This is a genomic window from Streptomyces sp. NBC_01471 (assembly GCF_041438865.1).
Lineage (GTDB): Bacteria > Actinomycetota > Actinomycetes > Streptomycetales > Streptomycetaceae > Streptomyces.
The window spans coordinates 5,256,070-5,276,409 of the sequence record NZ_CP109450.1 but is presented as its reverse complement, the minus strand read 5'-3'; the positions used below and the strand labels follow the sequence as shown (position 1 = coordinate 5,276,409).

Annotated in this window: 18 protein-coding genes; 8 read left to right on the top strand and 10 right to left on the bottom strand. The window is 69.6% G+C overall.

Annotated elements, in window-relative coordinates; all coding sequences use genetic code 11:
- The first annotated feature begins 21 nt into the window (after positions 1-21).
- From OG285_RS23650 to rbsD, 5 genes are read left to right on the top strand one after another with little or no spacing between them, the layout of a single operon-like run.
- On the top strand, positions 22-1,113 hold the full coding sequence (locus OG285_RS23650; RefSeq protein ID WP_371792124.1) for a LacI family DNA-binding transcriptional regulator: 1,092 nt from the start codon (positions 22-24) through the stop codon (positions 1,111-1,113).
- Complete coding sequence (locus OG285_RS23645; protein ID WP_356833839.1) at positions 1,110-2,666, top strand: sugar ABC transporter ATP-binding protein; 1,557 nt, start codon at positions 1,110-1,112, stop codon at positions 2,664-2,666. Before OG285_RS23650 ends, OG285_RS23645 begins: the two co-directional genes overlap by 4 nt.
- Positions 2,656-4,626 (top strand): substrate-binding domain-containing protein, encoded by a 1,971-nt coding sequence (locus tag OG285_RS23640; RefSeq protein ID WP_356833837.1) that lies wholly within the window; start codon positions 2,656-2,658, stop codon positions 4,624-4,626. The genes OG285_RS23645 and OG285_RS23640 overlap by 11 nt, the downstream gene beginning before the upstream one ends.
- Positions 4,627-4,673: 47 nt before the next feature.
- Positions 4,674-5,579 (top strand): ribokinase, encoded by a 906-nt coding sequence (locus tag OG285_RS23635; protein ID WP_371792123.1) that lies wholly within the window; start codon positions 4,674-4,676, stop codon positions 5,577-5,579.
- Positions 5,576-5,965, top strand: a complete 390-nt coding sequence (rbsD, locus tag OG285_RS23630; RefSeq protein WP_371792122.1) for a D-ribose pyranase — start codon at positions 5,576-5,578, stop codon at positions 5,963-5,965. Before OG285_RS23635 ends, rbsD begins: the two co-directional genes overlap by 4 nt.
- 229 nt (positions 5,966-6,194) lie before the next feature.
- Here the strand turns inward: rbsD and OG285_RS23625 are convergent, their stop codons facing one another.
- The 7 genes from OG285_RS23625 to OG285_RS23595 all read right to left on the bottom strand — a co-directional run bounded on the left by OG285_RS23625 (position 6,195) and on the right by OG285_RS23595 (position 14,333).
- On the bottom strand, positions 6,195-7,073 hold the full coding sequence (locus OG285_RS23625; protein WP_356833831.1) for a geranyl diphosphate 2-C-methyltransferase: 879 nt from the start codon (positions 7,071-7,073) through the stop codon (positions 6,195-6,197).
- Positions 7,074-7,088: 15 nt separating this feature from the next.
- Positions 7,089-8,240 carry a family 2 encapsulin nanocompartment cargo protein terpene cyclase gene (locus tag OG285_RS23620; protein ID WP_371792121.1) on the bottom strand — a complete coding sequence of 384 codons (1,152 nt, stop codon included), beginning with the start codon at positions 8,238-8,240 and terminating at the stop codon, positions 7,089-7,091.
- Positions 8,241-8,278: 38 nt separating this feature from the next.
- Positions 8,279-9,679: a family 2B encapsulin nanocompartment shell protein gene (locus OG285_RS23615; protein WP_371792120.1), complete on the bottom strand. Its 1,401-nt coding sequence runs from the start codon at positions 9,677-9,679 to the stop codon at positions 8,279-8,281.
- A 545-nt stretch (positions 9,680-10,224) separates the two neighbouring features.
- Positions 10,225-10,710, bottom strand: coding sequence for an NUDIX hydrolase (locus tag OG285_RS23610; RefSeq protein ID WP_356833827.1), 486 nt, complete (start codon positions 10,708-10,710; stop codon positions 10,225-10,227).
- 93 nt (positions 10,711-10,803) lie between these two features.
- Positions 10,804-12,114, bottom strand: a complete 1,311-nt coding sequence (locus tag OG285_RS23605; protein WP_356833825.1) for a UDP-glucose/GDP-mannose dehydrogenase family protein — start codon at positions 12,112-12,114, stop codon at positions 10,804-10,806.
- A gap of 64 nt (positions 12,115-12,178) precedes the next feature.
- Positions 12,179-13,420, bottom strand: coding sequence for a hypothetical protein (locus OG285_RS23600; RefSeq protein WP_356833823.1), 1,242 nt, complete (start codon positions 13,418-13,420; stop codon positions 12,179-12,181).
- A 514-nt stretch (positions 13,421-13,934) separates the two neighbouring features.
- The gene (locus OG285_RS23595; RefSeq protein WP_356833821.1) at positions 13,935-14,333 is read right to left on the bottom strand and encodes an ATP-binding protein; all 399 of its coding nucleotides are present in this window, start codon (positions 14,331-14,333) and stop codon (positions 13,935-13,937) included.
- Positions 14,334-14,542: 209 nt separating this feature from the next.
- Between OG285_RS23595 and OG285_RS23590 the strand changes: the two genes are divergently transcribed.
- Both OG285_RS23590 and OG285_RS23585 read left to right on the top strand, forming a co-directional pair.
- Positions 14,543-15,430: a DUF5753 domain-containing protein gene (locus OG285_RS23590; RefSeq protein ID WP_356833819.1), complete on the top strand. Its 888-nt coding sequence runs from the start codon at positions 14,543-14,545 to the stop codon at positions 15,428-15,430.
- Positions 15,423-15,662: a DUF397 domain-containing protein gene (locus OG285_RS23585; RefSeq protein ID WP_356833817.1), complete on the top strand. Its 240-nt coding sequence runs from the start codon at positions 15,423-15,425 to the stop codon at positions 15,660-15,662. The genes OG285_RS23590 and OG285_RS23585 overlap by 8 nt, the downstream gene beginning before the upstream one ends.
- 209 nt (positions 15,663-15,871) lie before the next feature.
- Here the strand turns inward: OG285_RS23585 and OG285_RS23580 are convergent, their stop codons facing one another.
- Genes OG285_RS23580 through OG285_RS23570 form a run of 3 tightly spaced genes read right to left on the bottom strand, consistent with a single transcriptional unit; the run spans position 15,872 to position 19,031 of the window.
- Positions 15,872-16,669 carry a sugar phosphate isomerase/epimerase family protein gene (locus OG285_RS23580; protein WP_356833934.1) on the bottom strand — a complete coding sequence of 266 codons (798 nt, stop codon included), beginning with the start codon at positions 16,667-16,669 and terminating at the stop codon, positions 15,872-15,874.
- A 32-nt stretch (positions 16,670-16,701) separates the two neighbouring features.
- Positions 16,702-17,883: a dihydrodipicolinate synthase family protein gene (locus OG285_RS23575; protein ID WP_371792119.1), complete on the bottom strand. Its 1,182-nt coding sequence runs from the start codon at positions 17,881-17,883 to the stop codon at positions 16,702-16,704.
- The gene (locus OG285_RS23570; protein WP_356833815.1) at positions 17,880-19,031 is read right to left on the bottom strand and encodes a Gfo/Idh/MocA family oxidoreductase; all 1,152 of its coding nucleotides are present in this window, start codon (positions 19,029-19,031) and stop codon (positions 17,880-17,882) included. The genes OG285_RS23575 and OG285_RS23570 overlap by 4 nt, the downstream gene beginning before the upstream one ends.
- Positions 19,032-19,193: 162 nt before the next feature.
- Here OG285_RS23570 and OG285_RS23565 point away from each other — a divergent pair, with 162 nt between their 5' ends.
- Positions 19,194-20,255: a LacI family DNA-binding transcriptional regulator gene (locus tag OG285_RS23565; protein ID WP_356833813.1), complete on the top strand. Its 1,062-nt coding sequence runs from the start codon at positions 19,194-19,196 to the stop codon at positions 20,253-20,255.
- Positions 20,256-20,340: the final 85 nt, after the last annotated feature.

Genomic DNA, 20,340 nt, shown 5'->3' with positions numbered 1-20,340 from the left:
CCACAAGGAGGTGGTCCAGCGATGGCGAGCATCAAGGACGTCGCAGCCGGCGCGGAGGTCTCCGTCGCCACGGTGTCCCGGGTACTCAACGGCCATCCGTCGGTCAGGCCCGACACCCGCACCCGGGTGATGGCCGCCGTGGAGGCCCTCGGTTACCGGCCGAACGCCGTCGCCAGGTCCCTGCGCACCCAGCAGACCCGCACCCTCGGCCTGGTCATCAGCGATGTGCTGAACCCGTACTTCACCGAGCTGGCCCGCTCCGTCGAGGACGAGGCGCGGGCGCACGGCTACAGCGTGATCATCGGCAACGCCGACGAGCAGCCCGCCCTCCAGGACCACCACATCCGCACCCTCACCGACCGCCGGATCGACGGCCTGCTGGTCAGCCCCACCGACGGCGGTTCGCCGCTCATGCTCGACGCGGTCCGGGCCGGTGTGCCGATGGTCTTCGTGGACCGCTGGATCCCGGGCGTGGACGTCCCCGTCGTACGCTCCGACGGGCGCGGCGCCGTCCGCGACCTGGTCGCCCACCTGTACGCCCTGGGCCACCGCCGACTGTCCATCATCGCGGGCCCGGCCACGACCACCACCGGCAGCGAGCGGGTGGACGCCTTCCGCGAGGCGCTGCGCGAACACGGCCTGCCGCTCCCGGACGCCCGGATCGGGCACGGCGACTTCCAGGCCGCCAGCGGGCGCCGGGAGGCGGCCCGGCTGCTGGCGCTGGCCGAGCCCCCCGACGTGATCTTCGCCGCCGACAATCTGATGGCGCTCGGCGCGATGGACGCGATCCGCTCCCATGGCCTGCGCATCCCGCAGGACATCGCGCTGGCCGCCTTCGACGACATCCCGTGGTTCGTCCACACCGACCCGCCGATCACCGCCATCGCCCAGCCGACCGGCGAACTCGGCCGGGCCGCGGTGCGCGCGCTGATCGACCGGCTGGAGGGGCGGGAGCCGCACTCCGCGATCCTCCCCGCGCAGCTGGTGGTACGCCGCTCGTGCGGCGAGCCGCCCGTGGCCACGGGCGCCGCCGGTACACCCCCCGCGCCCGGCTCCCCCCGTACGCAGCCCCCCACGTCCCCCGCCCCCACGCCGAACAGGAGCGACCGGTGAACGTCCCCGACGAGTTGCTGCGTATCGAAGGCATACGCAAGACCTTCCCCGGAGTGGTCGCGCTCGACAGCGTCGACTTCGACCTGCGCCGCGGCGAGGTCCATGTCCTGCTCGGCGAGAACGGCGCGGGCAAGAGCACTCTCATCAAGATGCTCTCGGGTGCCTACCGCCCCGACAGCGGCAAGATCTTCGCCGAGGGCCGCGAGGTCCGCATCCACAGCGCACAGGACGCCGAGCGCCTCGGAATCGCCACGATCTACCAGGAGTTCAACCTGGTGCCCGATCTGACGGTCGCCGAGAACATCTTCCTCGGGCGCCAGCCGCGCCGCTTCGGGATGATCGACCGGGCCAGGATGGAGCAGGACGCCGCCGGGCTGCTGGCCCGGGTCGGCCTCGACGTCGCGCCCCGGACCAAGGTCCGTGAACTGGGCATCGCCCGGCTCCAGATGGTGGAGATCGCCAAGGCGCTGAGCCTGGAAGCACGCGTCCTGATCATGGACGAGCCCACCGCCGTGCTCACCTCCGGCGAGGTGGAGAAGCTGTTCGGCCTGGTCCGCGCGCTGCGCGAGGACGGTGTCGGCATCGTCTTCATCACGCACCACCTAGAAGAGATCGCCGCGCTCGGCGACCGGGTCACGGTGATCCGTGACGGCCGCAGCATCGACCAGGTGCCCGCCGGCACCCCCGAGGACGAACTGGTCCGGCTGATGGTGGGCCGCAGCATCGAGCAGCAGTACCCCCGGGAGCGTACGGCCGCCGCGGACGGCCCCGGGGCCGAGGGCGCGCCGCTGCTCTCCGTACGCGGTCTGGGCCGGGACGGCGTCTTCCACGACATCAGCTTCGAGGTGCGGGCCGGTGAGGTGGTCGGCATCGCCGGGCTCGTCGGGGCCGGCCGGACCGAGGTCGCCCGCGCGGTCTTCGGGGCCGACCCGTACGACACGGGCACCGTCGACGTCGTCGGCAGACGGCTGCCCCGGCACGACGTGAACGCGGCGATGGGCGCCGGGATCGGCCTGGTCCCCGAGGACCGCAAGGGCCAGGGCCTGCTGCTCGACGCCTCGGTCGAGGAGAACCTCGGCCTGGTCACGCTGCGCTCCGCCACCCGCGCGGGCCTGGTCGACATCAAGGGCCAGCAGGCCGCAGCGGCCCGGGTCGCCGGGCAGCTCGGCGTACGGATGGCCGGGCTCGGCCAGCATGTGCGCACCCTGTCCGGCGGCAACCAGCAGAAGGTCGTCATCGGCAAGTGGCTGCTCGCCGACACGAAGATCCTCATCCTGGACGAGCCGACGCGCGGTATCGACGTCGGCGCCAAGGTCGAGATCTACCAGCTCATCAACGAGCTGACGGCGTCCGGCCACGCGGTCCTGATGATCTCCAGCGACCTGCCCGAGGTGCTCGGCATGAGCGACCGGGTGCTGGTGATGGCGCAGGGCCGGATCGCCGGTGAACTCCCCGCGCACGAGGCGACCCAGGACGCGGTGATGGCACTCGCCGTCAGCGCGGCAACCCCCCACAACGAAGTGAAGGAAGCAGAGGGTTCCCGTGACCACTGACACGCTCAAGAGCGATACGGGCGCGAGTGGCGCCTCTGCGGTCGTCCGCCGCGTCCTGCTCGACAACGGCGCGCTCAGCGCCCTGGTCGTCCTGGTGGTGGCGATGTCGCTGCTCTCCGGCGACTTCCTGACCACTCAGAACCTCCTCAACGTCGGTGTACAGGCCGCCGTGACCGCGATCCTCGCCTTCGGTGTCACCTTCGTCATCGTCTCGGCGGGCATCGACCTCTCGGTCGGTTCGGTCGCCGCGCTCTCCGCGACCGTGCTGGCCTGGACGGCGACCTCGGAGGGGATACCGGTCTGGATCGCGGTGATCCTCGCCGTCGCCACCGGCATCGCCTGCGGCCTCGTCAACGGCGTGCTGATCTCGTACGGCAAACTCCCGCCGTTCATCGCGACGCTGGCCATGCTCTCCATCGGCCGCGGTCTCTCGCTGGTCATCTCGCAGGGCAGCCCGATCGCCTTCCCCGGCTCGGTCTCCTCGCTCGGCGACACGCTCGGCGGCTGGCTGCCGGTCCCGGTCATCGTGATGATCGTGATGGGGCTGATCACGGCGCTGATCCTGGCCCGTACGTACATCGGCCGCTCCATGTACGCCATCGGCGGCAACGAGGAGGCCGCCCGGCTCTCCGGGCTCCGGGTCAAGCGGCAGAAGCTCGCCATCTACGCGCTCTCCGGCCTCTTCGCCGCCGCCGCGGGCATCGTCCTCGCCTCGCGGCTCTCCTCCGCGCAGCCGCAGGCCGCCGACGGGTACGAACTGGACGCCATCGCCGCCGTCGTCATCGGCGGGGCCAGCCTGGCGGGCGGTGTCGGCAAGGCGTCCGGCACCCTCATCGGCGCGCTGATCCTCGCGGTGCTCCGCAACGGCCTCAACCTCCTCTCGGTGTCCGCGTTCTGGCAGCAGGTCGTGATCGGCGTGGTCATCGCACTCGCCGTCCTGCTGGACACGCTGCGCCGCCGCGCCGGGTCCGGTGCGGGGGCGGGCGGATCCGCCGGTGCGGCCGGATCCGGCGGGCCCGGCGGCAAGGGACGGCAGGCGGCCAAGGCGGGCATCGCCGTCGTCGTGGTGGCAGCCGTCGTGGGCGCCGTCTCCTACTTCAACTCCGGCTCTTCGTCGACCACCCGTACCAAGGTCGGTCTCTCCCTCTCCACCATGAACAACCCCTTCTTCGTACAGATGAAGGCGGGCGCCCAGCAGGAGGCCAGGGCCGAGCACATCGACCTGACCGTCACCGACGCGCAGAACGACGCCTCCCAGCAGGCCAACCAGATAGAGAACTTCACCAGCGCCGGCGTCAAGGCCATGATCATCAACCCGGTGGACTCGGACGCGGCGGCCCCCTCCGTACGCGCGGCCGACAAGGCGGGCATCCCGGTGGTCGCTGCCGACCGCGGCGTCAACAAGGCGGACACCGCGACCCTCGTCGCGTCCGACAACATCGCGGGCGGCAAGCTCGCCGCGAAGACCCTGGCGGCCAAGCTCGGCGGCAAGGGCAGGATCGTCGTCCTCCAGGGCACCGCGGGCACCTCGGCCAGCCGCGAGCGCGGCCAGGGATTCGAAGAGGGCATGAAGGCGTACCCCGGCATCAAGATCGTCGCCCGGCAGCCCGCGGACTTCGACCGCACCAAGGGCCTGGACGTCATGACCAACCTGCTCCAGGCGAACCACGGGCTCACCGGGGTCTTCGCCGAGAACGACGAGATGGGCCTCGGCGCCATCAAGGCGCTCGGCAGCAGGGCGGGCACCTCGATCCCGGTGGTCAGCTTCGACGGGACGCCCGACGGGCTGAAGGCCGTCAAGGCGGGCACCCTGTACGCCACGGTCGCCCAGCAGCCCGCTGAGCTGGGCAAGCTGGCGGTCCAGAACGCGATCAGGGCCTCGCACGGCAAGAAGGTCGGCAGCATGGTGAAGGTGCCGGTCAAGGTCGTCACCAAGAAGAACGCAGCCGACTTCTCCTGACGGGCCCACCGGCCCCGTCACCGCCCTCCTTCGAAAGCAGGACAGATATGTACGACTACGACCTGCTGGTCGTAGGGTCGGCCAACGCCGACCTGGTGATCGGCGTCGAACGCCGCCCCGCCCCCGGCGAGACCGTGCTCGGCTCCGACCTGGTCATTCACCCGGGCGGCAAGGGCGCCAACCAAGCGCTGGCCGCGGCCCGGCTCGGCGCCCGCAGCGCCCTGCTGGCCCGGATCGGGGACGACGCCAACGGGCGGCTGCTCCTCGAATCCCAGCGCGCGGCGGGCGTCGACACCGTCGGTGTCCTCGTCGGCGGCGCACCGACCGGGGTCGCCCTGATCACGGTGGACCCGTCGGGCGACAACAGCATCGTGGTCTCCCCCGGCGCCAACGGCCGGCTCACCCCCGCCGACATCCGCGCGGCGGGCAGCCTGTTCGAGGCGGCCGGCGTGGTGTCGACGCAGCTGGAGATCCCGCTGGAGACGGTCGCCGAGCTGGTACGGGCGCTGCCCGACGGGACCCGGTTCGTACTGAACCCGTCCCCGCCGCAGCCACTGCCCCACGAGATCCTCGCGGCCTGCGACCCGCTGGTGGTCAACGAGCACGAGGCGAGGACGGTGCTGGGCGACGCCGCTGGCGACTCCCCCGAGGAGTGGGCGCGGGCACTGCTCGCACTCGGCCCGCGCTCCGTGGTGATCACCCTGGGCGCGGCGGGCGCGCTGGTCGCCGACGGCCGTACGGGCACGAGCGCGCACGTACCGAGTCTCAAGGTCGAGGCGGTGGACACGACCGGTGCGGGCGACGCCTTCACGGCGGCGCTCGCCTGGCGTCTGGGCCAGGGCGAGGACCTGGCGGAGGCCGCCGCGTTCGCCGCCCGGGTGGGTGCGACCGCCGTCACCAGGCCCGGCGCGCAGGAGTCCTACCCGACCGCCGACGAGGTGCGGGCGGAATGAAGAGGTCCGGAATCCTCAACCGCCATCTCGCGGGCGCCCTGGCCGAGTTGGGCCACGGCGACGGTGTGCTGATCTGCGATGTCGGGATGCCCGTGCCGGCCGGCCCCCGTCTGGTGGATCTGGCGTTCCGGGCCGGGACCCCGTCGTTCGCCGAGGTGCTCGACGGCATGCTGGCGGAGCTGGTCGTGGAGGGTGCGACGGCCGCCGAGGAGGTACGGGAAGCCAACCCGGCGACGGCGGATCTGCTGGACGCCCGCTTCCCGGACCTGCGGCTGGTCCCGCACGACGACCTCAAGGGCCTCTCGGCGGGCACCCGCCTGGTGGTCCGCACGGGAGAGGCGCGCCCGTACGCGAATGTGCTGCTGCGCTGCGGGGTCTTCTTCTGAACGGACGTTCTGAACGGACCTTCTGAGCAGCGGTTCCGAGCGAGTGTCCGGAACAGCCGTGCGGAGGGGGCCCGGTCCACCGGACCGGGCCCCCTCCGCATTCCCCTCCCCTGACATCAGAGCTTCCCGTTTCCCCCCGGATCCGTCCCCCTGAAGCCCTGATGCCACGTACGACGTGCGTCACGGGGAAAGGGTTGTACGGATGCGGGGAGTTACTTCTCCCGCCCGGTCAGACGCGGTCGGCCGCGATCAGGAGGTACTGGAACGAGCCGTCCTTGTACGAGTTGATGAACGCCTCCTCGATACCGGTGACCAGCGAGGACGTGGCCCGCAGCTCCCAGTAGGGCAGCGTCGCAGCCGTCAGGTCGATGATGGTCTGCGGTACGAGACGGTTGTCGGCCATGGCCTTCAGGTACTCCCGGCGGGAGTGGATGTTGCACTCGAAGTGCGCGTTGATCTGCGAGACCCACTTCGATGGCTGACCGTAACGCGGGTTCCAGCAGCCGGTGATGGTCACGTAGCGGCCCCCGGTCCGGAGGACGCGGGAGTGCTCGGCGAAGAGGTCGTCCAGGTCGACGTACATGCTCGACTCGTTGTTCCACGAGCCCGCGGCCTGCCCCGTCTCGAAGGGCGTGTCGAGCATGTTGCACACGCGGGCCCGGACGTGGTCCCCGATGCCGAGTTCGTGCGCACGCCGGTTGCCGAATTCGGCCTGCTTGGCCGACAGCGTGACGCCCTCGACCGTGCACCCGAACCGCTGGTGCGCCATGACCATCGAACCGCCCCGGCCGCAGCCCGCGTCCACGAGTGTGTCGTCACGCCCGATGGAGCCGAGGTGGTCCAGGAGGACTTCGGCCTGGGCCGACTCCAGCCGGTGGAGCTCGGCGATCAGCCTCTTCTCGTACTCGCTGTCGTGAGCGTCGCCGAGGGCGGCGTGGTCGACGTCGCCGATGCCGTAGTGGTGGTGGTACAGCCCGTCCACGTCACCGAGACGCAGATTCACGGGCCTGGCCTCACGGTCCCAGTAACGGGCGATGTCACCCTGGTACGGCGACGCCGGGTCCGGGATGAAAACGGGGGCGTCGGTGGTGAGATCGGTGCTGGTCATAGTGAAGTCCGCTCCTTACCAGAAATCGGGCAGGCTGTATCGGTAGGTGTTCGTCCGGTGCCAGTAGTGGTTGCCGTCGACCCAGGCGGCCACTCCCCGCAGGAAACGCAGCACGCTCGGGACGGGGCAGTCGGCCGCCAGCGCGGCGGCTTCGTTCTCGAAGCCGTGCATGAGGTCGTTGTGGACCTCGACCGCCTTCAGATAGGCGTCCCGGTCGGAGACGGCCTCCCGTTCGGCGATCACCACGGGCAGGTTCAGGTGCTTCCCGGGGCTCTTGAGTTCCTTGGTGTACGAATACAGGTCGTTGACGATGGTGGTGGCGTTGCCCGCGAGCGCGATGACCCGCTGCATCGCCGGCTGGGCGTGCAGGTCGGCGGGGAGTTCGTAGCCGCCGACGGTGTCGGTGATGGTGGGGCAGGGGCGGAAGTTGTTGAACTGGCGCATCGCCAGGTACTCCCACACCTCCGGCACGTGATCGGTCTCGGACCACGCGGCCTCGGCCAGGTAGCCCAGGTGCAGCCGGGCCATGTCGTGCCGGTACCGGTCGGTCTGCGAGGGGGTGGCCAGCTGGTTGAAGTACTCCATGGCGGAGCGGTAGGCGCGCCGGGGCGCGTCCGACTGGAGCGACCGCGCCCACTCCGGCTCGTACTCCTGCGTCGTGTGCAGCGGGTCGAGAGCCGTGTGTGCCAGCAGGAGGCGGCTGCCGAGTCCGACGGGTGAGCCGCCGTGGTCCTCGCAGTAGCAGTCGTCGACCGCGTTCTCGGCGACCATCAGCCGGGTGGCGGCCATCAGGTGGTCGACGGTGGGCGCGTCCGGGTGGCAGGCGACCATGTAGCGGCCGACGGAGAAACCGTCGAACTGGTCCTCCCACTCCGGGGGGTACGCCTGGACCTCGTCCACCGCCCACACCTTGATCCTGCGGCTGACCTCCTCCACCCGCACCGGGTCGGGGGGCGCCACCGGGTGGTGGTAGAGGCCCGGGATCGGTGTGCCCTCGGCCGGCCCACCGGGCTCCGCGGGCACCGGGGGCTCCGGGGATTCCGCGATGACCGGAGGTTCCGCGCGCCGGCCCAGGTGCAGGCCCGCCGTGCCCAGACCGCTGGGGCCGCACAGGATCCGTTGCAGGGCAGCGCTCGGCTGCAGAGGTGAAGGCCCGGGATCGGCCATCCGTAGCTCCTTGGTGAGGTGGGTGGGCTGCCCGGGGCTCAGCCGCGGTGGGCGATCTGTACGTTCTCCAGCACGCCGAGCGCGTCCGGCAGCAGGACGGCGGCGGAGTAGTAGGTGGTGACGAGGTACGAGATGATCGCCTGCTCGTTCATGCCCATGAAGCGCACCGACAGGCCCGGCTCGTACTCGTCCGGCAGGCCGGTCTGGTGCAGCCCGATGACGCCCTGGTTGTCCTCACCGGTCCTCATGGCAAGGATGGAGCTGGTGTTCTCCTTGCTGATGGGGATCTTGTTGCAGGGCAGGATCGGGACCCCGCGCCAGGCCGGGACCTGCTGGCCGCCGAGGTCGACATGGTCCGGGTAGAGCCCGCAGGCGTTGAACCCGCGCCCGATCGCCGCGATCGTCCGGGGATGGGCGAGGAAGAGCTTGGTGCCGCGGCGCCGGCAGAGCAGCTCGTCGAGGTCGTCCGGTGTGGGCGGGCCGGACTGGGTCTGGATCCGCTGCTTGAAGGCGGCGTTGTGGAGCAGCCCGAACTCCCGGTTGTTGATCAGCTCGTGCTCCTGGCGCTCCCGCAACGCCTCGACGGTGAGCCTGAGCTGCTCCTCGGTCTGATTCATCGGTCCGTTGAAGAGGTCGGCGACCCTCGTGTGGACCCGCAGGACCGTCTGGGCGACGGAGAGTTCGTACTCACGCGGCCGGAGTTCGTAGTCGACGAAGGCGCCCGGCAGTTCGGCCTCGCCGGTGTGCCCGGCCGACATCGCGATCTCGGCCTCGCCGTGCCGGGTCTGCGGCCGGTCCGCGAGCGAGCCGAACTGCCGCAGATGGGCCTGGAGACCCGGCGCACCGGACAGCACGGCGTCGAAGTCCGCGCGGGACAGCGTGAGCAGGGTGCCGGCGGTCTCGGCCGTGGCGGTGCAGTCCCACCTCGCGTCGGTGTCCAGCAGGGCGTTCTCACCGAACCGGTCGCCGTCGGCGAGCACGGCCACGGAGACGTCGTCGCCGTACTTGCCGGCGGCGGTCTGCTTGATCCGGCCGTGGGCGATCAGATGGATCTGCTCGGCGAGGTTCCCCCGCTCGGCCAGCACCTCGCCCGCGCGGAAGTCCCGCTGGACGCACCGGTCGGCGAGGGCGGTCAGTACCTCGACGTCGTCGAACCCGCGCAGCAGGGCCAGTTCGCCGAGCTCGCGCGGGATCACCCGGACGCCTGCACCGTCCTGGACGAACTCGATGAGTCCGTCGCCGACGGTGTAGCTCAGCCGGCGGTTCACCCGGTAGGCGCCACCCTTGGTCTCCACCCAGGGGAGCATCCGCAGCAGCCACCGGGAGGTGATCTCCTGCATCTGCGGGGCGGACTTGGTCGTGGTGGCCAGGTTCCGGGCGGCCGCAGTGCTCAGGCTGGACTGTGCCGGCTCTGTCTCCGGGCCGGTCTCAACGGTCATCAGGCGAGTTCTCCTTTGCGACAGCGGTGATCGGCACACACGCGCCGAACCGTGGACAAGGAATGAAGAGGATGATGTGCGGGCCATCCGTCCAGATCCACCGGAACGCTAACGGCCGCTTCAGCCAACTCGCCTGAACAGGATGTCGGGTTACTTCGATGCAGCGATCTCGCTCCGCATCAGGTTTATCGGGTGACTGACGGGATTCAGCCGAGATGGACGGCGAGACCAGCGAGGCTCAGCATTCGCGGGGAGGCAGGCCGTACCTGCGAGGTTGTGGCCACGGTGTCGGCCAAGCGGGGGCGGCAGACCGACGCCGCGGCCGACGCGCTGACAGTGTGGCTCAGCATGGCCTGAATATGGGTCTGGAGCGCGGGCCCTCAGGGCGACCGATCGTTCGACCCGAGTGTGTACTCGGGCCGGGTCAAGCCTGACGCAGTCCGTCTGCTCGAAGAAACCTACCGGCGGGCGGCGGCCGCGAGTTACGAGGCCCGGCCATCACCTTCTCGACCGCACGGCGGGGCGACCGACCCACCGCACGCACGTCACTGCGAAAGAAAGGCAGCGGATCCGGCCTCACGCGCGGCATGCACGGCTTCAAGGCGCTCAAAACCTCGGGGAAGCATGACCCGCCGCCACTCGGCCATCGAGGCGACGCGCAACTCCCTGTGCTCGCTCGCATCCAGCCGGATCGACTCCAACTGCTCATCCGTGAGAATGCCGCCGTCGAAGACGAAGCCCACCTTGGCCAGCGGCCACGACTCGCCACGCGGCAGGAAATGACTCAGGAGGAGACGCTGTTTCCCCCGGAACGTCAGCCCGGTCTCCTCGTGATACTCACGCACGGCCGTCTGCCAGGGCGTCTCGTCGAGGTCCGTGTTCCCCCCGGGGAACTGCCATCCCTGCTTCCCGTGGACGGACAGCAGTTGTACCGGCCGGCCGCGTGTGTCAGTGACGAAAAAGCAGCCATACATTGTGGCGCGCTCGATTGTCTGGACGTACTGCGACGGTGGGAGCCATGCCGTTGTCATGCGCTCACCGTACGCACCACACCGCTGTACCGCAGATTGGTGAGGGTGGGGCCCCCTGATGCCGAGCCCCATCCTCATCAATCCCGCAGCCTGCTATTCCGCGACGGCGAGCCGCGTCGGCCTACCCATCTGGTAGACCGTCCAGCCGGCCGACTGCCAGTGTTCCCCGTCAACTTGATTGCGCACATCCACCAGGACCCGGCGCTTGGAGCCAATATTCCCCGGCTCAAGAGCCGCGAACTGTGGCCAGTCCGTCGCCAGCACCACCAGGTCCGCGTCCTGCGCGGCGTCTTCGGCACTGTCTGCCAGGTTCCAGTCACCCGCGAGCTGCCGTACCTGCGGGTCGTACAGAGCGAGGTCGGCCCCAGCATCTGCCAGAAGGCCGGCCAGGGCCAGGGCCGGAGAATCCCGCACGTCGTCGGTGCCCGGTTTGAACGACACCCCCCAAACCGCGATGCGCAGTCCACGCACGTCCCCCACGGCCTCACGGATAAGTTCCATGGCTACCCTGGGACGGGTCACGTTCACCTGGTCCGCACCGTGAAGCAGATCAGCAGCATGATGAGCACCGATCTCCCGGGCACGGGTGGCGAAGGCGCGGACGTCCTTCGGGAGACAGCCGCCGCCGTACCCGAGTCCGGGAGTAAGCATGGCCCGGCCGATGCGGGGATCCATTCCCAGCGAGTCGACGACCACGTTCACATCAGCTTTCGCGATGGCACACATGTCCGCCAGGGCATTCGCCCAGCTCACCTTCAGAGCCAAGAAGGAATTCCCGGCCCCCTTGATGACCTCGCTGGTGGCAGGATCCGTCACCAGCAGGTGGGCCGAGCCCAGGATCGGTGCGTACACTTCCCGCAGGGTCTTCTCCGCCTCAGGTGACGTGACACCCAGTACAATTCGGTCCGGCCGCAGCGAGTCCTCCACCGCGTGGCCTTCTCGCAGGAACTCGGGATTCCAGGCGACCTCTGCACCTTGACCGGACGGAGCCAGACGGGCGGCCATCCCGGCGAGCCGGACCACCGTGCCCACGGTCACCGTGCTCTTCCCGACGATCAGGCACGGCCGGTCCAGGTGTGGGGCCAGAGCCTCCACCGACCCAATGACCTGGCTCATGTTGTAGCCGCCGGTCGCCGGGTCGATGGGGGTGCCGACTCCCAGAAAATGCACATCAGCGAAACGGCCCGCCTCGGCGATGTCAGTGGTGAACCGCAGCCGCCCCGAGGCGGTGTGCTTGGCCAGAAGGTCGTCCAGGTCAGCCTCGTAGAACCAGGCATGTCCAGCTTGAAGCATCGCGACCTTCGAGGGGTCCAGGTCCACACCAATGACGTCATGGCCCATCTCCGCGAGAGAGGCAGCATGGGGAGCCCCGAGGTGGCCGCACCCGATCACGCTGATGCGCATTTCCACTCCTATTCGCCGAGCCCCCTGCGAAAAGGGGCGCTTTTGGTGGTTGGGAGACCAAACCTCACACCGCAGGCGTCGGTGCCAGCCCAAGCCGGCGGGCGAGGTCCGCCAGTGCGGGACTGGCTGCCTGACGACAGAGCAAGTCACCCTCTCGGGCGCCTTCCACCGGGTAGTCGATCCACCGACCGTGCTCCATCAGCCCTTCGGGGTCGACGAAGAAGATCTTCATCCCCGCCTCACGTGCCCGCTTCTGGACCTGCCTGCGGTCAGCGTGGTTGCCCACGACCAGCAGAGCCTTGGCCTCCGGCAGGATCGGCACGGGAGGAATCTTCTGGTCATAGCGCCGCACGAAGCACTCTTCCAATCCCGCACGCGCGGAAAGCAGATCGAAGTTGTTCGTGATCACCGGCCCGACAAGCGCACCGCAGTCGGACATCTGCTTGAGCGCGTGGTGCGCCGATGTCGGCCGCGCAGAGAAGCAGGCCGCGAACATTTCGACGAAGTCGGAGAACTTGTCCTCTGGCGCCCGCAGAACCTCTTCGACTAACGGATCCGCGCCCTTGGTGAAGGTGAACTGGTAGTCCTGACCGAGTGCGTTGTCCTGCCGATCGGTCACCCTGTACACCTCATGCAGCCGGTGGAGAGGTGGGATTCCGGCCTCGATGCTCGTGCCGCAGCCAACCTCGATCTGGAACGGCAGGTGGTCGAGGAGCAGCGACAGGTCGTTCACGATGTGCGGATTTCCCCGCTGCTCCTTGATTCGCATTCCGCCGGCGAGGACGTCCCAGGGCAAGTTCTGCACAGGGCGCGGGACAAGGTTGCCTTCGGACGTGAAGCAGACATCTACGGAGCGGTAGTCGTCTGGCAGGCGGCGTCGGGCGCGGATGTCCTGCGGGTGGATTTCGTACTCGTTCACGGTGACGTTCAGATCGCCACGCGACCAAGCTTTGCGGCCTTTGGGGTCCCAGCCGGCCTGGAGACTGTCGTAGATCGACTGGCGGTGAAGTTCCAGTTCGGCAACGGGAGCGCTCACGGAGTGATGCAAGTAGAACGTGTCCAGGACCAGGCGCGGCATGGGGTGGGTGTAGTCCAGCGCGTAACCGTAGCGGTAGTGGACGACCCGCCGGCGGCGATCCCCGTCGCAGCCCCATCCGGACTGGGCTGCGTTCTGCGGTTCCTGGGTGCGCCGCCAGATGCCCTCTTCGATGGACCGCGCACGGTCGTGACGGCCCGCGAAGTAGGCGTCCCAGCGGTCGATTTCCGATGCGCTGAGATACTCAAGTACCGGGTATGGAAGGAGCATTACAGAGTCCTCTCGTTGGGATTTATCCATCAGCCGTCCGGGGCTCGAAATTCACCGAACGGGACAACCGCTCTGTCGACGCCGTATTCGACGCCCGTCGCAGGCCGGGGCAAGCGTGCGACCCCCTGCCTCTGGGACCGTCATGAGCCAGAGCAGAGATCTAGGGGCCCTCATCGGGGATCTTCGAGGCCGCGCCGGACTCGGTCCCGGAGTGCGAAATTTCTCCGTACGCCCTCGATCCGCCAAGGGTCGGCATTCGTCGCCGTAGTCTCGGCTCGGACTTGCACCTCAGCTTCGGCTGCACGCCGCGCCTGCTGCGCGAGGCGGAGCCGGAGGGCGTGCCCCTGTGCCATCAGAGTCGGCGAAGGCCGCCGGGTAGACGCAGGCGACCGCCTCCGGCAGCCAGCCCTTTACGTCGAGACGGAGCGGCAAATTGGCCATTGCCCCTTCAGCCGGGTCGACTTCATTGACCAGGGACAGCCGGAGACCAGACTCTGCGGTGGCCATTGCCTGTTCACCAACCCTTCAGCGCGAAGCAGACGGTCTTGCCGCCCAGGTCTTCATCAACATGCACGGTGTAGCCCGGAGCGCAGGCATCCAGCAGCTCCAGGCCCCTCCCGCCGATTTCATCCGTACCGGCATGACGCCTCTCGGGCCGGACAGGAGACGCGTCCCAGATCTCGATGACGAGGTCCGCGCGCACCGTCACCCGGTACTGCGTGCCACCGCCGTGTATTACGGCATTGGTTGCCACTTCACTCACGAGTAGTTCGCACAGGTCGGGTAAGGCCCCACCGGCAGCGACGTAGACCTTTGCGGCCCAACTTCGGGCGCTCGCTACGGTCTCCGGCCGACGGGCGAAGGTGGACGTAGCCACCCACTCTCGGTCTCCGAGATGCTGTTCCGTGTGCATGGCAGCCTCCAGCAACGCGGCCGTGAGCAGCCGCGTAGGCGAGTACGCACCGCTACTAGCCCTGCTCGGTGCGTAAGGCCGAGTGTGGTGCGATCGCACCTGCGATCGCAAGTCCCTGGAGGGAACTACCCTCGAAAGTGCCATCCACTCTGCCCTGCGCGCTACTCTGCGAGGACAGTCATCGCGAGTCATCGAGGGGAGGGACGACCGTGTCGGTCAACACGAACGCGATGGTCGCGCGCCAGCGGTTCGGAGAGGCGATCCAGGGCGTGCGGCTTGAGGCGCGCACGCCCAAGGGACAGAGGATCAAGCAGATCGACGTTGCCCGGGTTCTGAAACGCAAGACCATCGACCGGGTCTCACGCATCGAGCGCGGCCAGGCATGGCCCACAGAGGCCGAACTGGCCGCCATGCTGACTCTCTTCGGCGCCGACGTGGCCGTGGCGGTGCGGCTGGAGACCATGCTCAGTGATGGCCGGGCCATCGAGGGAGCGTGGTGGACCGAGTTCGACGACGAGTTCCCCGAGTCCCTGATCCAGTTCTGCGGCTACGAGGACGCCGCTACGAGGATCACCACCTGTGCGGGCAACCTGGTGCCGGGGCTTCTCCAGACGCCGGGGTACGGGCGCGCGGTCACCGGTCATCTGTCCAAGTCCACGCTGACCGAAGCCCTCGTGCAGCGGTCCGTGGACCTACGGGCGAACCGCCGTCGAGTCTTCGACAAGGCCAACCCGCCTGCCGTTGAGGCCATCATCGGCGAAGCGGCACTCCGGCAGGAGGTCGGCGGCACCGCGATGATGGTGGAGCAACTCGATTCCCTCATCGACGACGCCACCAGGCGGAACGTCACTCTCCGAGTGATTCCGTTTTCGGCGAAGGCCACGCTGACCTACTTCTTTCACTTCTTCGAGTTCGGCGGAGCGAGTGAGAATCCCATCGCGGCGTTTGACGCTATGACGGGCATGTCCTTCGAGAAGAGACCCAGAGAAGTCCGAGGCATCCGGGGACTCCTGGAATCGTCGAAAGAGCTGTCCCTCTCCCCGCTGGACTCGTTGGAAGCAATCCGCGCAGTGAGAAATGAGATGTCGCGTGACTAAGGAAGAACACCTCCAGTCCCTGATGGCACAGGACCTCACGGAAGCCACCTGGACCAAGTCCGACCTGTCAGGCGGCGGCGGGTCGGGAGACTGCCTGGAGGCTACGCGGATAGAAGGAGGCTGGGTTCTGCGCCATTCGATCAACAAGGATCAGAAGATCTGGCTCACGGATGGCGAGTACACCGCCTACGTGGGCGGAATTCAGGCGCGACAGCAGGGCCTGGTCCCGTAACCGCAAGCCGGGGCTCCGGCTCCAGCAAGTGTCGAGGCCCGCTCTCCGTCCAGACCGAGAGCGGGCCTTCGCTGTGCCGGTGGTGACCACCTGGCGAGAGATCTCCCCGCAGGGGTGGCTGGTCGATCGGAACCGGACCATGAACGCCCAAGGGCGTGTGCTGCACGGACTGCTGCACCGACACCGCCCCGCCGCCCCTGCGACCGCCGCTACAGCGCGTGCTTCACATACCGCTCGGCCGTCTCCCGCAGCAGTTCCACGCCGTCCCGCGTCCACAACTCGTCGTTGAACAGCTCCACTTCGACCGGCCCCGTGTATCCGGCCGCGTCCACCCGCTCGCGCCACTCCCGCAGGTCGACCGACCCGTCGCCGAGCTGGCCGCGGCCGTTCAGGACCCCGGCGGGCAGCGGGGTGGTCCAGTCCGCCAGCTGGAACGTGCAGATGCGGCCGCCCGCCCCCGCCCGGGCCACCTGCGCGGGCGCCTGGTCGTCCCACCAGATGTGGTACGTGTCCACGGCGACGCCCACCTGGTCGGCCGGGAAGCGTTCCGCCAGGTCCAGGGCCTGGGTCAGGGTCGAGACCACGCAGCGGTCCGCGGCGAACATCGGGTGCAGCGGTTCGATCGCGAGGCGCACCCCGCGTTCGGCCGCGTACGGGCCCAGTTCGGCCAGCGCGTCCGCGATCCGTTCGCGTGCGCCGTGCAGATCCTTCGAACCGGCCGGGAGGCCGCCCGAGACCAGCACCAGGGTGTCGGTGCCCAGCGTCACCGCCTCGTCGATCGCCTTGCGGTTGTCCGCCAGCGCCGCCGCCCGCCCGGCCGCGTCGGTCGCGGTGAGGAAGCCGCCCCGGCAGAGCGTGGTGACGCTCAGGCCCGCGTCCCGTACGAGCGCGGCGGCCGCCTCCACTCCGTACTCCTGGACCGGTTCGCGCCACAGGCCGACCCCCGGAACGCCCAGGTCGGTGCAGGCGGAGACCAGTTCGGGCAGGGCGAGCTGCTTCACGGTCATCTGGTTGATGCTGAAGCGGGTGAGGTCTGCGGTCACTGCGCGACTCCGTACACACTGAGCAGGGACGTCATCCGGATCTCGGCGAGCGCCGGGTCGGGGAAGAGGCCGAGACGGTCGGCCAGTTCGTACGCCCGCGCCAGGTGCGGCAGCGAGCGCGCCGACTGGAGGCCGCCCACCATCGTGAAGTGCGACTGGTGCCCGGCCAGCCAGGCGAGAAGGACGACGCCCGTCTTGTAGAAGCGGGTCGGGGTCTGGAAGAGATGGCGGGACAGCTCGACCGTGGGGTCCAGGATGTCCCGGAACCCCCGGGTGTCGCCGGTGTCCAGGACGCGCACCGCCTCGGCGGCCAGCGGACCGAGCGGGTCGAAGATGCCGAGCAGGGCGTGGCTGAAGCCGCGTTCGTCGCCCGCGATCAGCTCCGGGTAGTTGAAGTCGTCCCCGGTGTAGCAGCGGACCCCGTCGGGGAGCCTGCGGCGCAGCTCCACCTCACGTCCGGCGTCGAGCAGCGACACCTTGATGCCGTCCACCTTGTCCGGGTGGGCCGCGATGACCTCCAGGAAGGTCCCGGTCGCCGCGTCCAGGTCCGGTGAGCCCCAGTAGCCGTCGAGCGCCGGGTCGAACATCGGGCCGAGCCAGTGCAGGATGACCGGCTCGGCGCACTGGCGCAGCAGATGGCCGTAGATCTCCAGGTAGTCGTCGGGGCTCTTCGCAGCGGCGGCGAGCCCGCGCGAGGCCATCAGGATCGCCTGTGCGCCGGTCTCCTCGACGACGGTGAGCTGGTCCTCGTACGCCTCGGCGACCTGGTTCAGCGTCACCTCGCCCGGCGGGAGCTGGTCGGTGCCGACGCCGCAGGCGATGGCACCGCCCACCGACTTCGCCTCGGCGGCCGACCGGCGGATCAGCTCCGCCGCGACCGGCCAGTCCAGGCCCATGCCGCGCTGCGCGGTGTCCATGGCCTCCGCCACGCCGAGCCCGTGGGACCAGAGGTGGCGGCGGAAGGCGAGGGTGGCCTCCCAGTCGACGGCGGGCGGCCCGTCCGGCGAGACATCGGCGTACGGGTCGGCGACGACGTGCGCGGCGGAGAAGACGGTACGGGAGGCGAGCGGCGCGCCGCCCAGCGTGAACGCGGCGGGTTCGGTGCGGGGCGTGTAGGCGTACGTACCGCCCGCGTTCCCGCCGGCACCGGTGCCCGGGCGCGGAAGCAGGATCGTCACAGGGTGACCTCCGGAACGTCGAGACGGCGGCCCTCGGCGGACGACTTCAGCCCCAGCTCGGCGAGCTGCACACCGCGCGCTCCGGCCAGCAGGTCCCAGTGGTACGGCTCGTCGAGCGCGATGTGGCGCAGGAACAGCTCCCACTGGACCTTGAAGCCGTTGCCGAAGTCACCGTTGTCCGGGACCTCCTGCCACTGGTCGCGGAACGCGTGGGTGGCGGGCAGGTCCGGGTTCCAGACCGGCTTCGGGGTGGAACTGCGGTGCTGGACGCGGCAGTTGCGCAGCCCCGCGACAGCCGAGCCCTCCGTGCCGTCGACCTGGAACTCGACCAGCTCGTCGCGGTTGACCCGCACCGCCCAGGAGGAGTTGATCTGGGCGACCGCGCCGCTCTCCAGCTGGAAGATGCCGTACGCGGAGTCGTCGGCGGTCGCCTCGTACGGCTCGGACCGCTCGTCCCAGCGCTGCGGGATGTGTGTGGTGGCGAGCGCCTGTACGGAGGTGACGCGGCCGAACAGCTCGTGCAGGACGTACTCCCAGTGCGGGAACATGTCCACGACGATGCCGCCGCCGTCCTCCGTGCGGTAGTTCCACGAGGGGCGCTGGGCCTCCTGCCAGTCGCCCTCGAAGACCCAGTAGCCGAACTCGCCCCGGATGGACAGGATCTTCCCGAAGAAGCCGCCGTCGATGAGCCGCTTGAGCTTCAGCAGCCCCGGCAGGAACAGCTTGTCCTGGACGACGCCGTGCTTGATCCCGGCCGCCCCGGCCAGCCGCGCCAGCTCCAGCGCGCCGTCCAGGTCGGTCGCGGTCGGCTTCTCGGTGTAGATGTGCTTCCCGGCGGCGATGGCCTTCCGCAGCGCCTCCTCACGGGCCGAGGTGACCTGGGCGTCGAAGTAGATGTCCACGGCCGGGTCGGCCAGGACGGCGTCGAGGTCGGTGGACCAGTGGTCGAGCCCGTGCTTCTCGGCCATCGCCCGGAGGGCGTGCTCACGTCGGCCGACCAGGACGATCTCGGGCCAGAGCACGGTGCCGTCGCCGAGGTCCAGGCCGCCCTCCTCCCGGATCGCGAGGAGGGAGCGGACCAGGTGCTGGCGGTAGCCCATCCGGCCGGTCACGCCGTTCATGGCGATCCGCACTGTCTTACGTGTCACGAAAGATCCCTCCACACGGTCATAGCAAGCGCTTTCTAAGCGCTATGAAGCTAACCTGCGCACACCGGCCCCGACAAGAGGCACGGGCAGGCGCACAGGGTTGCGATCACCTGAGTCGCGATCAGCTGACAGGAGATGCGGGCGAGTGGCACGGAGGCAGACATGACAGCGACCCTCGCGGACGTCGCGGCCCGCGCACGGGTGTCCCCGGCGACGGTGTCCCGCGTGCTCAACGGCAACTACCCGGTGGCGGCGGCCACCCGGGAGCGCGTGCTGGCGGCCGTGACCGAGCTGGACTACGTACTGAACGGCCCGGCCAGCTCCCTGGCCGCCGCCACGTCCGACCTGGTCGGCATCCTGGTCAACGACATCGCCGACCCGTTCTTCGGCATCATGGCGGGCGCGGCCCAGTCCGAGATCGGCGGCCAGGAGGGCAGCGGGCGCGCGGGCGGCGAGAAACTGGCGGTCGTCTGCAACACCGGCGGCTCCCCGGAGCGCGAACTCACCTATCTCACGCTCCTCCAGCGCCAGCGCGCCGCCGCGGTCGTGCTGACCGGGGGCGCCATCGAGGACCCGGAGCACACCGCGGCGGTCTCCGCGAAGCTCGCGAAACTGACCGACGCGGGCACGCGCGTGGTGCTCTGCGGGCGCCCGCCGATCCCCGGCAGCGAGTCCGCGGTGACCGCGCTGCCCTTCGACAACCGGGGCGGCGGACAGCGGCTCACCGAGCATCTGCTGACCCTGGGACACCGGCGGATCGGTTATGTGGCCGGTCCCGCCGAACGGACGACCACCCGCGACCGCCTGGAGGGCCACCGGCGGGCCATGGCGGCGGCCGGACTGTCCGACGGCCGGTCCTGCCTCACGGTCCACGGCCCGTACGACCGCCGTTCCGGCTACGACGCCACCCTCGAACTGCTCCGCAGGGAGCCGGGGTTGACGGCCGTCGTGGCGGCGAACGACACGGTGGCGCTGGGGGCGTGCGCGGCGCTGCGGGAGCAGGGCCTGCGGATTCCCGAGGACGTCTCGGTGGCCGGTTTCGACGATCTGCCGTTCTCGGTGGACGCCGTCCCGGCGCTGACGACGGTGCGGCTGCCGCTGCACGAGGCGGGGGCGCGGGCCGGACGGCTGGCGATGGGCCGGGAGGCGGCGCCGAAGGGCGGGGTCGCGGTGGTACGGGGCGAGCTGGTGATCCGCGCGTCGACGGCCGCACCCGGGCGGTGACGGGGCCGGCCGTGCGCCGGCCGGGGTGGTGAACGGCCCCGCCCGCGAGGCGGGCTACCGGGAACGCGCCCGGTGGACCAATGAT